Annotated in this window: 10 protein-coding genes; 3 read left to right on the top strand and 7 right to left on the bottom strand. The window is 60.6% G+C overall.

What is annotated here, in order from left to right:
- The first annotated feature begins 127 nt into the window (after positions 1–127).
- The 3 genes from ACGHP5_RS16325 to ACGHP5_RS16315 all read left to right on the top strand — a co-directional run bounded on the left by ACGHP5_RS16325 (position 128) and on the right by ACGHP5_RS16315 (position 4264).
- A complete protein-coding gene (locus ACGHP5_RS16325; RefSeq protein WP_290532004.1) occupies positions 128–1870 on the top strand; it encodes a phospho-sugar mutase in 1743 nt (580 codons plus the stop codon).
- Between the two features lie 298 nt (positions 1871–2168).
- Positions 2169–2552, top strand: a complete 384-nt coding sequence (locus tag ACGHP5_RS16320; protein WP_290532003.1) for a BlaI/MecI/CopY family transcriptional regulator — start codon at positions 2169–2171, stop codon at positions 2550–2552.
- A gap of 8 nt (positions 2553–2560) precedes the next feature.
- Positions 2561–4264, top strand: coding sequence for a M56 family metallopeptidase (locus tag ACGHP5_RS16315; RefSeq protein WP_390567729.1), 1704 nt, complete (start codon positions 2561–2563; stop codon positions 4262–4264).
- Positions 4265–4365: 101 nt separating this feature from the next.
- Here ACGHP5_RS16315 and ACGHP5_RS16310 read toward each other — a convergent pair whose 3' ends face one another.
- The 7 genes from ACGHP5_RS16310 to lepB all read right to left on the bottom strand — a co-directional run bounded on the left by ACGHP5_RS16310 (position 4366) and on the right by lepB (position 12171).
- Positions 4366–4686, bottom strand: a complete 321-nt coding sequence (locus ACGHP5_RS16310; RefSeq protein WP_290532001.1) for a nucleotide pyrophosphohydrolase — start codon at positions 4684–4686, stop codon at positions 4366–4368.
- Position 4687: 1 nt separating this feature from the next.
- The gene (locus tag ACGHP5_RS16305; RefSeq protein ID WP_390567726.1) at positions 4688–5335 is read right to left on the bottom strand and encodes an O-methyltransferase; all 648 of its coding nucleotides are present in this window, start codon (positions 5333–5335) and stop codon (positions 4688–4690) included.
- Positions 5335–5934 carry a type 1 glutamine amidotransferase family protein gene (locus tag ACGHP5_RS16300; RefSeq protein ID WP_337658045.1) on the bottom strand — a complete coding sequence of 200 codons (600 nt, stop codon included), beginning with the start codon at positions 5932–5934 and terminating at the stop codon, positions 5335–5337. Before ACGHP5_RS16300 ends, ACGHP5_RS16305 begins: the two co-directional genes overlap by 1 nt.
- Before the next feature lies 1 nt (position 5935).
- The gene (locus ACGHP5_RS16295; protein WP_390567724.1) at positions 5936–7150 is read right to left on the bottom strand and encodes a M16 family metallopeptidase; all 1215 of its coding nucleotides are present in this window, start codon (positions 7148–7150) and stop codon (positions 5936–5938) included.
- A gap of 81 nt (positions 7151–7231) precedes the next feature.
- The gene (gene uvrA, locus ACGHP5_RS16290) at positions 7232–10036 is read right to left on the bottom strand and encodes an excinuclease ABC subunit UvrA (RefSeq protein ID WP_390567722.1); all 2805 of its coding nucleotides are present in this window, start codon (positions 10034–10036) and stop codon (positions 7232–7234) included.
- Positions 10037–10204: 168 nt separating this feature from the next.
- On the bottom strand, positions 10205–10816 hold the full coding sequence (locus ACGHP5_RS16285) for an IMPACT family protein (protein WP_390568457.1): 612 nt from the start codon (positions 10814–10816) through the stop codon (positions 10205–10207).
- A gap of 2 nt (positions 10817–10818) precedes the next feature.
- Positions 10819–12171 (bottom strand): signal peptidase I, encoded by a 1353-nt coding sequence (lepB, locus tag ACGHP5_RS16280; protein WP_390567721.1) that lies wholly within the window; start codon positions 12169–12171, stop codon positions 10819–10821.
- Between the last annotated feature and the right edge of the window lie 17 nt (positions 12172–12188).

Genomic DNA, 12188 nt, shown 5'->3' with positions numbered 1-12188 from the left:
AAACAACGGTTTCCGAGGTCTCAATTTTAACTTCCTGATAGTGAATTATCGAATTTTATTTCGTATATTTGCATATAAAATTTTTGGGACTCCCGAAGTCAAACTATAAATAAAACTAATAAAACTTATGGCAAACGAATTGGAACAATTGGTTCTGAAAAAAGCCCAGAGTTGGCTCGACGGCCACTATGACGAGGCGACGAAGAAGCAGGTCAAATACCTGATGGACAACGATATGAAAGAGCTTGTCGAGAGCTTTTACAAAGACCTCGAATTCGGCACGGGCGGCCTGCGCGGCATCATGGGCGTGGGTTCCAACCGCATGAACGTCTATACGGTGGGCGCCGCCACGCAGGGCCTTTCGAACTACCTGAAGAAGAACTTCGCGGGCGAGCGGGTACGTGTGGCCGTGGCCCACGACAGCCGCAACAATTCGCGCATGTTCGCCGAGCGTGTGGCCGATATTTTCGCCTCGAACGGCTTCACCGTTTTCCTGTTCGACGCCCTGCGTCCGACGCCGGAATTGAGCTTCGCCATCCGCGAGCTGAAGTGCCATTCGGGCGTGGTCGTCACGGCCTCGCACAACCCCAAGGAGTACAACGGTTACAAGGCCTACTGGACCGACGGTTCGCAGGTCACCGCACCCCACGACAGGAACATCATCGCCGAGGTTGCGAAGATCACCGACGTGAATATGATCGAGACGGGCAAGAATCCCGAAAATATCACCATCCTCGACGAGAAATTCGACGAAATCTATTTGAATAAGGTGCACGAACTCTCGCTCTCGCCCGAAAGCGTGAAGAAGCACCACGACATGAAGATCGTCTATTCGCCGATGCACGGTGCGGGCGTGCGGCTGGTTCCGGCGTCGCTGAAGAAATTCGGCTTCACGAACGTGATCATGGTGAAGGAGCAGGCCGTCATCGACGGCAACTTCCCCACCGTCGAATCCCCCAACCCCGAGGAGCGTAAGACGATGGCGATGGCCATCGATCTGGCCGCGAAGGAGGGCGCCGACCTGGTGCTGGCCACCGACCCCGATTCGGACCGCATCGGCGTGGCGCTGCGCAACAAGAAGGGCGAATACGTGCTGCTGAACGGCAACCAGACCCTCGTGCTGCTGATGAGCTACCAGCTGACCCGCTGGGCCGAGCGCGGCGAGCTGGACGGCAACCAGTATGTCGTGAAGACCATCGTCACCTCGCAGATGGCCAACGCTGTGGCCGAGCATTTCAAGGTGAAGTGCTACGACTGCCTCACAGGCTTCAAGTATATCGCCAAGATCATCCGCGAAAACGAGGGCAAGGCCAAGTACATCGGTGGCGGCGAAGAGTCGTTCGGTTACCTGGCGGGCGACTACGTGCGTGACAAGGATGCTGTTTCGGCCTGCTCGCTGGCCGCCGAGGCCGCCGCATGGGCGATGGACACGATGGGCCTGACGCTCTACGAGTGGTTGCAGGAACTCTACGTGAAATACGGTTTCTACCGCGAGGGTCTCGTTTCGGTGGTCCGCAAGGGCAAGGAGGGTGCCGAGCTGATTCAGAAGATGATGGTCGATTTCCGCGCCGATCCGCCCAAGGCGATCCTCGGTTCTCCGGTGGTGAAGATCAACGATTTCCAGACGCTGGAAACCCTCAATGTCGAGACGGGTGCCAAGACCCCTATCGAGCAGGACCGGAGCAACGTGCTGCAATGGTTCACGGCCGACGGCACGACCGTTTCGGTGCGTCCCTCGGGCACGGAGCCTAAAATCAAGTTCTACTTCGGCGTGAAGGCGCCGCTGGCCTCGGTCGCCGGCTTCGACAAGACGCTGGCCGAACTCGACGCCAAGATCGAGGGCATCAAGCGCGACCTCAAGCTGGAGTAGTCCCCTGCTTTCGGGGCGGTTCCGTCCGCCCCGCCGATACCTCCGAACGGTCACGTTCGGAGGTATTTTTTGTTTCGGGTCGTTCGTGCGGCCTCGAAACGGTCCGCCTCCGCGGCGGGACGAATGGGGACATTGGTCTTGGCCTCGTGCAACGCCCGGCAATCCGGATCGGCTGATACCCCGCTTCCATACTCCTGCGGAGGCGATTTTCGTTTTTTATCAAAAACAACTAATTATTTAGTTGTATAATTAAAATATTAGTTGTATGTTTGTGTGCGGATAAACTAAATTTATAGTTATGGTAGAGATCGTGAAGAACCGCCCGCAGGAGCTGACCCGGGCCGAACTGGAAATCATGCAGGTATTGTGGACCCGGGGGGCTGCGGTCGTACACGGCATCCTCGATGAAATGGAGGAGCCGAAACCCGCCTACAACACCGTGTCGACGATTGTCCGTATTCTGGAAAAGAAGGGATTCGTCGGCCACAAGGCCTATGGCAAGACCCATGAATATTACCCCCTGATTTCGAAGGACGCCTATGCGCGCCGTTATATGGATACGGTGCTGAATAATTTTTTCGGAGGTTCCGTGAGCCGCCTGGTATCGTTTTTCTCGGAGAACAAGGCGATTTCGGTCGAGGAGACCGATGCCATCCTCGAAATGCTGCGCGAACGCAAATAATCCCGGTCATGAAATCCCCGCTGCTTTACCTTCTCGAAGTGCTCTTTTGCAGCGGACTGCTCCTGGCGTTCTACCGCCTGCTGCTGGTCCGCAAGGTTTCATTCAGAGCCTGCCGCCGTTATCTGGTCGCTGCCGTATTTCTCTCGGCGGTCATCCCGGCACTCGACATTCCGCTCTACCCTGCCCGGACGGTGGTCTATCCGCTGCCGCTGATCGGCGCGCCCCCGGCCGAAAACCTCGTGCAGGCGACCGGGGAGGTCCCCGCTGCCGGTCCGGCCGTGACATCCGGCTGGCGGCGCATATCGCGGACAGTGGCTGTTGGCGGCTATCTGACGGCGGTGTTTCTGTCGCTGGGGTTTCTTGCGGTCCGCATGGTCGGGATTCGCCGTTTGCGGCGACGGTCGCATCTGACCGACTGCGGGGCTTATACCCTTGCCGAACATCCGCAGATCGCCACTCCCTTTTCGTTCCTGCATACGGTTTTTCTGGGCGGAGGATACGAAGGCCGCCGGCGCATGATCGTCCTCTGCCACGAGGCGAGCCATGTCCGTCACCGCCATTCGGCGGAGCGCATCGCCGTCGAGCTGGTCCGCAGTCTCTTCTGGTTCAATCCGTTCGTCTGGATTGCCGGGCGGTGGCTGCGGGAGGTGCACGAATGGGAGGCCGACCGCGACGTGCTCGACGCCGGTTACGGCCTTACCGAATACCGGACCGTTATTTTTCATCAGCTCTTCGGCTATAATCCGGATATAGTCTGCGGGCTGAATCATTCACTCACCAAAAAACGATTTGCCATGATGACCCAATTCAAAAAGCGCCGTTTCGCCCTGGTGCGGCTCGGTGCAGCCCTCCCCGTGGTGGCCTCGATGATGCTGTTTTGCAGCTTTACCGTCAGACCCGCCGAAGTTCCGGTATCGTCCCACTCCGCGGACCGGCACGTTGCGACCGTTCATATCGGTTCCGGCGGAACGATCGCCTTCAACGGCCGCCCCGTGACGGCCGGGGAACTGGAGCGGTTTATCGCCGCCGAACGCGAAAAACTCTCCGAGGCGGACCGGGCGAAGATGGTGGTGGTCATTCAGGCCGATAAGGATACTCCTGTGGATGATCTGGCCGATGCGATGGAGGCGTCCCGCCGCGCGAATGCCCTCCGTCTGCAGTTCCGTACGGATGCGTCCGATCCCGGCGTCGATCGGATGCTGCCGCCCGATCTTTCGCGCCTGCCTGCCGACGGCAAGGTGAAGGTGATCGTGCCCCGCGTGGGCGGATTCGAAGGGACTTATAAGATCGAGGAACGGAACCTGTTTCTGGTGCACATCGACGGTTCGGGCGCCGTTATGGCGGGGCAGGCTTTCCGCGAGAAAAGTGTCTCGCCGGAGGAGCTTCCCGCGTTGATCCGTGCTTTTATCCTGAATGCGGACGATGATCCCGCGATGTCCGAAAAACAGGTCAAGGAGTTCGATCTGCCCGGTGGCGGCGTGATGAATTGCCCGGTCAGCGAAGGCATCGTGTTGCTGGATACGGCTCCCGGCGCCTCGTTCGGCAGGTATCTGGAGGTGCAGCGGCTGATCGCCCAGTCGTTCGGATCGATCCGCAACGACGTGTCGCAGCGGCAGTTCGGCGCCGATTATGCGTCTCTGGCCGAACCCGAACGGCAGGTGGTCACACGCGCCGTGCCGCTGAAGCTGACCGAACCGAGACTGTATGAATAACCCACTGATACCATAAGCGGGCGATATCCCGTGCGGCGGCTTTGGCCGTCGTACGGGGCATTTTTACGGGTTCGGGCCGGAGCCTTGCCGCGGGCGGCGTTTTACAGCTTGGGGTTGTCGTGGTGACGGTCCTTGTCGCGGGCGGTCTTTTTGGCGAAATTGGCCTCGACGGCCGCCGTGAGGTCCACGCCCGTCTGGTTGGCCAGGCACACCAGCACCCACAGCACGTCGGCCATCTCGTCGGCGAGGTTTTCCTTTTCGCCCTTCTTGAACGACTGGTCGCCGTAGCGGCGGGCCATCACGCGGGCCAGCTCCCCCACCTCTTCGGTCAGGCAGGCCATGTTGGTCAGTTCCGAGAAGTAGCGTACGCCGTATTCCCGGATCCAGGCGTCTACGCGCTCCTGCAATTCCTTGATTTCCATGTTATCGGATGCGAATTAGGTTCAGTCCGTCGCGCAGCGGGAGGATGACGTTCTCCGTGCGCGGGTCTTCGGCGACCATGCGGTTGAATTCGAGGAGCGCCTGCGTGTGGCGGTCGTTGTGCGCCACGGGCTGCACGACCTTCCCCGACCAGAGGATGTTGTCGGCGATCAGCACCGACCCGCTGTGCACCAGCGGGCGGCCGCCGTCGTCGCCCATCAGCATCCGGTAGTAATCGGGGTATTCGCGTTTGTCGCCGTCGATGAACGCGAGGTCGAACTCTCCGCCCAGTTTCGGGACGATGTCGAGTGCCGAGCCGATGTGGAGCGTAATCTTGCGGCCGTGGGGGCTGCGGGCGAAGTACGAACGGATGAACTCCTTCTGTTCGTCGTCCACCTCCACGGTGTGCAGTTCGGCCCCCTCCTCCAGCCCTGCGGCCATCGAGAGTGCCGAGTAACCCGTGAAGGTTCCGATTTCGAGCGCCCGCCGGGGCCGCAGCATCCGCACGAGCATCTCCAGCAGACGGCCCTGAATGTGCCCCGAGATCATTCGCGGGGCCACGGCACGCAGGTTGGTTTCGCGGTCGAGTTCGTGCAGCAGTGCCTCTTCGGGTTCCGAGAAATCGTGGATGTATCGTTCGAGCGGGTCCATTATTCCCGGTACATTCCGTGTTTGTTGAACTGGTACGAAGCCTCGATCACCTCGTCTGTATCGGCATGCAGCCACAGCAGGCATTCGCGCGTGAATTCGAGGCAGCCCGTGCCGTTGGCCGTTACGATGTTGCCGTCGCGCACGGCCTGCCGCTCCTCGTAGAGGGCTTCTGCCGTGTAGCGGCCGCCGCCCCACGCCTTGAGCATTTCGAGGGTGTTCCCCGTGTGGCGCACGCCGTTCAGGAATCCGTGGGCCGCGAGGAACGACGCGGCGTTGCAGATCGCACCGACGAGTATGCCGCGCGCAAGTGCCGCCTCGACGACCGGAACGACCCGCCGGGCCTCCTCCGACTGCCATTGCATGCCTCCCACGAGGATCAGGGCCGCATAATCTTCGGGCATGGTCGCAACCGTGTAGTCGACCGTGACGACCAGCCCGCCGATCGAGCGCACCTGCTTTTTCGTGGGTGTCAGCGTACGTGACACGTAGGGCGTTCCGCCGCCCGCCATGGTCAGGCCGGTGTTGAGTCCCGTGGCGAGAAACGCGCCTTCCCAATCGGCGAAATCGTCGAGCAACAGGAATAAAACTTCTTTTTTCATCTTATTTGTAGATAAGTCGTGACATATTCGAAAAAATCTCCTCAGCCACCTCCGTGAGCTGCCGGGCCGTCAGGGCGCGGACCTTGGCGTAGACCTGCTCCATGGTGTCGATGCCGTCGTGGACGAGCAGGCTTTTGCCCGCCCCGAGCATGTAGCTTTCGTTGCTCTCGCTCGATATGGCCAGCTGGGCGATGAACTGTTTTTTGGCCATCGACAGCTGGCGCGTCGTCAGCGGCACGGTGCGCAGTTTATGCAACTGTCCTTCGATCAGCTCGATGCACTGCTCCGCGTTGCTGTGGTCCGAACTGAAATAGATGGCCACGATGCCCGTGTCCCCGTAGGGCGTGTAGCTGGCTTCGATGTTGTACGAAAGTCCGTTCTTCTCGCGCACCACGACGTTGAGCAGCGAGTTGGCGCACGGACCTCCGAGAATGTTCGTCACGAGGGCCAGCGGCAGCCGCCGATCCTCCGAGATGCCGAATGCCCGGCTGCCGATGATGCAGTGGGTCTGGTGCGTGTGCTTCGAGACCGTCTTTTCGAAGGCCCGGTAAGGCGCGGGCGTCGCGCGCACGAAACCGCGCTGCGAGGCGGGCTGCGAGGCGAAATAGCGTGCCGCGACGGCTTCGGCGGTCTTGGCCGAGAAGTTGCCGATCGACGAGAATACCATCTGGTCGGTGGTGTGCGTGCGTGCCGTGAAGGCGCGGATCGCCTGGCCGTCGTAGCGCATCAGCGCCGCCTTGCGGCCCAGGATGTTGTGGCCCAGTTCTGAACCTTCGAACAGCATGTCCTCGAAGGTGTCGTAGATCAGGTCGGCGGGCGAATCCTTGTAGGTGTTGATCTCGTCGACGATCACCTCCTTTTCGCGCTCCAGCTCCCGGTCGGGGAACGTCGAGCGGAAAGCGATGTCGGCGATCAGCTCCGCGGCCTTCGCGAAGTCGCCCTTCAGCGTCGTGGCGTGAATCGTCGTGTCCTCCTTGGTGGTGAAGGCGTTCAGCTCCCCGCCGAGGTTTTCCAGGCGGCAGTTGACCTGCCATGCCTTGCGTCGCTCGGTCCCCTTGAAAAAGGCGTGCTCCGTCAGGTGCGCCAGTCCGTACTCCGCGGGATGCTCGTCGCGGCTCCCGGCGCCGATCACCAGCGCGCAGTGCGCCACGGTGTTTCGCACCTGACGGTGAATGCCGCGGATGCCGTTGGGGAGTGTATAGGTAGAGAATTCCATTCAATTGAAAATTAAAGATTAAAAATGAAAAATTGGGCTGCGCGGCTATTTTTGCACATGTGTACGACAATTCTTAATTTTTCATTTTTCATTCTTCATTATTTTTGCGCGCATGCGCAAAAATTTGCCCGTATGGCTTTCGGTGCACTTTTCCAGTTCGCGCGGCGTGCCTTCGAACACGACCCGTCCGCCCGCCGTGCCCGCCTCGGGGCCGAGGTCCACGATCCAGTCGGCGCATTTGATGATGTCCATGTTGTGCTCGACGACGACGATCGTGTGTCCGCGCTGGATCAGGGCGTTGAACGCCGCGAGCAGTTTCGAGATGTCGTGGAAGTGCAGCCCCGTCGTCGGCTCGTCGAAGATGAACATGACGCCTCCCTGCGCCGAATCCTTCGTCAGGAACGAAGCCAGCTTCACGCGCTGGCTCTCGCCGCCCGAGAGGGTCGACGACGACTGTCCTAACTTGATGTATCCCAGACCCACGTCCTGCAACGGTTGCAGCCGCTCGACGATGCGCCGGCAGGTGGCGTTCTTCTTGCTTTCCTCGCCGAAGAAGGCGATGGCGTCGTCCACGGTCATCTCCAGTACGTCGTAGATCGACTTGCCGCGGTATTTCACTTCGAGCACCTCGTCGCGGAAACGCCGCCCGCCGCACGCCTCGCAGACCAGTTCCACGTCGGCCATGAACTGCATCGAGACCTTGATCATGCCCTCGCCCTGGCACTCCTCGCAACGGCCTCCGGCGATGTTGAACGAGAAGGCCGAAGCGCCCAGCCCGTTGTGCTGGGCATAGGGCTGGTCCGAGAAGAGTTTCCGGATTTCGTCGTAGGCCTTGATGTAGGTCACGGGGTTCGAACGCGACGACTTGCCGATGGGGTTCTGGTCGACCATCTCGACCGATTTGAGCAGCTGCACGTCGCCCGTCAGGCCGTCGAAATCGCCGGGTTTCACGCCCGTGTCGTAGAGCAGGCGCCGCAGCGCCGGGTAGAGGATTCCCTTCGCCAGCGACGATTTTCCCGAGCCGCTGACGCCCGTGATGCAGGTCATCACCCCCAACGGAATCCGCACGTCGACATTGCGCAGGTTGTTCTCCCGCGCGCCTTTGACGGTTATCGAGTTGCTCCAACCGCGGGCGGTTGCCGGAACGGCGATCTCGCGCCGCCCCGTGAGGTAGTCGGCCGTGAGGCTCTTTTTGCTTTTCAGCAGTTGGGGCAGCGTGCCGCTGAAGACCACTTCGCCGCCGTTGTACCCGGCCTTGGGGCCGATGTCGACGATCCAGTCCGCGGCGCGGATCACCTCCTCCTCGTGCTCCACGACGATCACCGTGTTGCCCAGGTCGCGCAGCTGTTTCAATACGCCGATCAGGCGGTTCGTGTCGCGCGGATGAAGCCCGATCGACGGTTCGTCGAGGATGTAGAGCGAACCGGTGAGGTTGCTGCCCAGCGAGGTCGAGAGGTTGATGCGCTGGCTCTCGCCGCCCGAGAGGGTCGACGACAGGCGGTCGAGCGTCAGGTAGCCCAGCCCCACGTCGGCGAGGTATTGCAGGCGGTTGCGGATTTCGACGAGGATGCGCGACGCCGTTTTCGTGTCGTGTTCGTCGAGTTCCAGCCCTGCGAAGAAGGCGATCAGGGAGTCCACGGGCATCGCCACCAGATCGGCGATCGTCTTGCCGCCGACGCGTACGTACAACGCCTCTTTGCGCAGGCGCGAGCCGCCGCATTCGGGACAGGCGGTCTTGCCCGTGTAGCGGGCCTTCATCACGCGGAACTGGATTTTGCGCCGCTCCGAGTCGATGTATTCGAAAAATTCGTCGAGTCCGTGGAAATATTCGTTGCCGCGCCACAGCAGCCGTTTCTGCTCGGGCGTCAGTTCGTGGAACGGCGTGTGGATCGGGAATCCGAACTTCGAGGCGTTCTCCACGAGCTGCTGCTTCCATTTGCGCATCGTCTCGCCCCTCCAGCAGGCTACGGCGTCCTCGTAAATGGTCTTGCTCTTGTCGGGGATCACCAGGTCCTCGTCGATGCCGATCACCTTGCCGTAGCCCTCGCACCGGGGGCAGGCCCCCAGCGGGTTGTTGAAGCTGAAGAGGTGTTCCGAGGGGCGTTCGAACTCGATGCCGTCGGCCTCGAAGCGCGACGAGAACTCCCGTACGCCCTCGTCCGTGACGATTTCGCAGATGCCCCCGCCGTAGGAGAAGGCGCGGGCCACCGAGTCGCGGATGCGGGTCTGCGTGTCCTCGTCCGTCGTGACGCGCATGCGGTCGACGACGATCCGGATGTCTTCGGCTCCGGTCTCCGGCCCGATTCCGGGCAGAATCTCCTCGATGAGTTTCACCTCGCCGCCCATGTAAACCCGCATAAGGCCCTCCGAGAGCAGCAGCGTCAGTTTTTCGATGATCCCCTGCCCTTCGCCCAATACCAGCGGTGCGCCGATCGCCACGCGCTGTCCGTCGTGCGCAAGGATGTAGGCGGCCACGTCGTCCACGCTGAAACAGCGCACCTCCTGCCCCGAGACGGGTGAAAAGGTGTGCCCCGTGCGTGCGAACAGCAGTTTGAGGTAGTCGTAGATTTCGGTCGTCGTGCCCACGGTCGAACGGGGGTTGCGCGTGTTGACCTTCTGCTCGATGGCGATGGCCGGCGCGATGCCCGTGATGATGTCCACGTCGGGTTTGTTGATCTTCCCGAGGAACTGCCGGGCGTAGGCCGAGAGGCTCTCGACGTAGCGGCGCTGCCCCTCGGCGAAAATCGTGTCGAAGGCCAGCGTCGATTTGCCCGAACCGGAGAGTCCCGTCACGACGACGAGTTTGTTGTGCGGAATTTCGACCTCGATGTTGCGGAGGTTGTGGACCCGCGCTCCTTTTATATAAATGCAGTTTTCGTGTTTCATGTATCTTGTTTGACAACTTATCCCGGAGTTACATATCGGTCGGTCGTTGTCGCCGCCTTTGGTGTCGTTTACAAGCCTGACCCCACCCCAAATCCCTCCCTCGGGAGGGGCTTGTCGCGACGCATCCGGAATGCGGACGCCTTTCGGCCAAAGATAATTTTTAATTCTTCATTTTTCATTTCTGTCTTCGGCGATGCTGCCTCCGGCTTTCCGGAGTTTCCCGACGAGTGTTTCCGCGCGGCTTTCGCGGATCGTGAGCCGCATCGTGCAGAGGTTGTCGAAGGTCTGCTCCTCGATGCGCGGCTGCTCCTCCTTGACGACCCGCATGATGGCGTTCATCGCCACGTAGGGGAAATCGACCCGCACCGTGCGGTCCACCGTCAGCTCCACGATTTCGGCCGCCGCGATGGCCTCGGCCGCCGATTCCCGGTAGGCGGCGATCAGCCCCGGAACCCCCAGTTTCGTGCCGCCGAAATAACGGACCACGACCACCAGGCAGTCCGTGATGTCGTTCGAAAGCAGTTGTCCGAGGATCGGTTTTCCGGCCGTTCCCGACGGTTCCCCGTCGTCGTTGGAGCGGAACGCCTCGCCGCGGGGACCCAGCCGCCAGGCGTAGCAGTGGTGCGTGGCGTCGTAATACCGTTTGCGCAGCGCGTCGAGCCGTTCGCGGATCTCCTCCTCCGTACGTACGGGATAGATCCAGGAGAGGAACTTGCTGCTCCGCTCCCGGCAGGCGGCTTCGGCGGGGCCCGCGACGGTCCTGTAACTGTCGCCGGCCACGTCTATCGCACCTTTCTGAAGAGCCGCTCCCAGCGGATGTTCGCGGGGAAACTCTTTTCCGCATCGAGCGACAGCCATACGAACGACGCCTTGCCCACGATGTGGTCCTCGGGCACGAAGCCCCAGAAACGCGAGTCGGCCGAGTTGTGGCGGTTGTCGCCCATCATCCAGTAATAATTCATCGCGAAGGTGTATTCCGCGGTTTCCTTCCCGTCGATGATGATTTTGCCGTCGCGTTCTTCGAGCGTGTGATTCTCATACGCCTCGATGATGCGGCGGAAAAGCGGCAGGTTCTCCGCCGTGAGCTGCACCGTGTCTCCCTTCTTCGGAATCCAGATCGGGCCGTAGTTGTCCTGGCTCCAGCGGGGCGTGCCCCACTGCGGGAACACCTCGTCGTTGGGGGTGTAGATGTAGCGGTTGACCGAAATGACGTTGCTCAGGCCCTTGACCTTCTCGACGAGTTCGTCCGTGAGGTTCATGTAGTAGCCCGAGCCGTAACCGCTGTACTCCCGGATGCCGAGGTTGTCGATGGCATACTGCGTGAAGGGCGCCGAGGTCTGCACCACGTAGTTGTATTGCAGGCCGGGGATCGCCTCCTGCGGTTCGCCGTTGACCCACACCTTTCCGTTGCGGACTTCGAGCGAGTCGCCCGGAAGCCCCACGCAGCGCTTGATGTAGTTCTCGCGTTTGTCCACCGGACGGCTGATCACCGTGTATTTCTCGTTGAGGCGCTTGCGTCCCTCCTCCTTGCCGAACGACTCCTCGAAGCCGCGCAGCGTGTCGTAATAGGTCACGTTCTGGTTTTCGAGCAGCACCGTGTCGCCTGCCGGGAAGTTGAACACCACCACGTCGTTGCGGCGGATCGGCTTGAGCCCCTTGAGACGGTGGTAGGGCCATTTGATCGCCTCGGAGAACGATTTCTTGGTCTGCGAGAAGGGCATCGTGTGATGTACGAAGGGGAACGACAGCGGCGTGTTGGGCATCTGCGGTCCGTAAGCCACCTTGCTCACGTAGAGGTAGTCGCCGATGAGCAGCGTCCGCTCCATCGACGAGGTGGGGATGACGTACATCTGGAAGACGAAGATGTGCACCAGCGTCGCCACGACCGTCGCGAAGATGATGGCGTTGACCCATTCGTAAACCGTCTTGTAGGTTGTGCTGCGCTGGCACATCTTCACGTTGTGGCTCCACACGTAGCGGTAGAAGAACTTCGTGATGTAGAGGTCGAAGATGACCGGCAGTCCCAGCAGCATCCAGAGGTTGCCCGTCCAGACCACGAACCAGAGCGTATAAAGCAATGCGGCCAGCGTGAAACCGACCCATTTGTTGTGTAATAAGTTCTTGATTTTACCCATTTTATATCGGTTGTTTC

Source organism: Alistipes sp. i18-0019-D1 (genome assembly GCF_042852885.1).
Lineage (GTDB): Bacteria > Bacteroidota > Bacteroidia > Bacteroidales > Rikenellaceae > Alistipes.
This window is presented reverse-complemented; position numbering and strand designations above follow the sequence as displayed.

Coding starts and splice junctions, on each gene's coding strand:
- ACGHP5_RS16325 (WP_290532004.1), top strand. CDS start 128: ATGGCAAACGAATTGGAACAATTGGTTCTGAAAAAAGCCCAGAGTTGG.
- ACGHP5_RS16320 (WP_290532003.1), top strand. CDS start 2,169: ATGGTAGAGATCGTGAAGAACCGCCCGCAGGAGCTGACCCGGGCCGAA.
- ACGHP5_RS16315 (WP_390567729.1), top strand. CDS start 2,561: ATGAAATCCCCGCTGCTTTACCTTCTCGAAGTGCTCTTTTGCAGCGGA.
- ACGHP5_RS16310 (WP_290532001.1), bottom strand. CDS start 4,686: ATGGAAATCAAGGAATTGCAGGAGCGCGTAGACGCCTGGATCCGGGAA.
- ACGHP5_RS16305 (WP_390567726.1), bottom strand. CDS start 5,335: ATGGACCCGCTCGAACGATACATCCACGATTTCTCGGAACCCGAAGAG.
- ACGHP5_RS16300 (WP_337658045.1), bottom strand. CDS start 5,934: ATGAAAAAAGAAGTTTTATTCCTGTTGCTCGACGATTTCGCCGATTGG.
- ACGHP5_RS16295 (WP_390567724.1), bottom strand. CDS start 7,150: ATGGAATTCTCTACCTATACACTCCCCAACGGCATCCGCGGCATTCAC.
- uvrA (WP_390567722.1), bottom strand. CDS start 10,036: ATGAAACACGAAAACTGCATTTATATAAAAGGAGCGCGGGTCCACAAC.
- lepB (WP_390567721.1), bottom strand. CDS start 12,171: ATGGGTAAAATCAAGAACTTATTACACAACAAATGGGTCGGTTTCACG.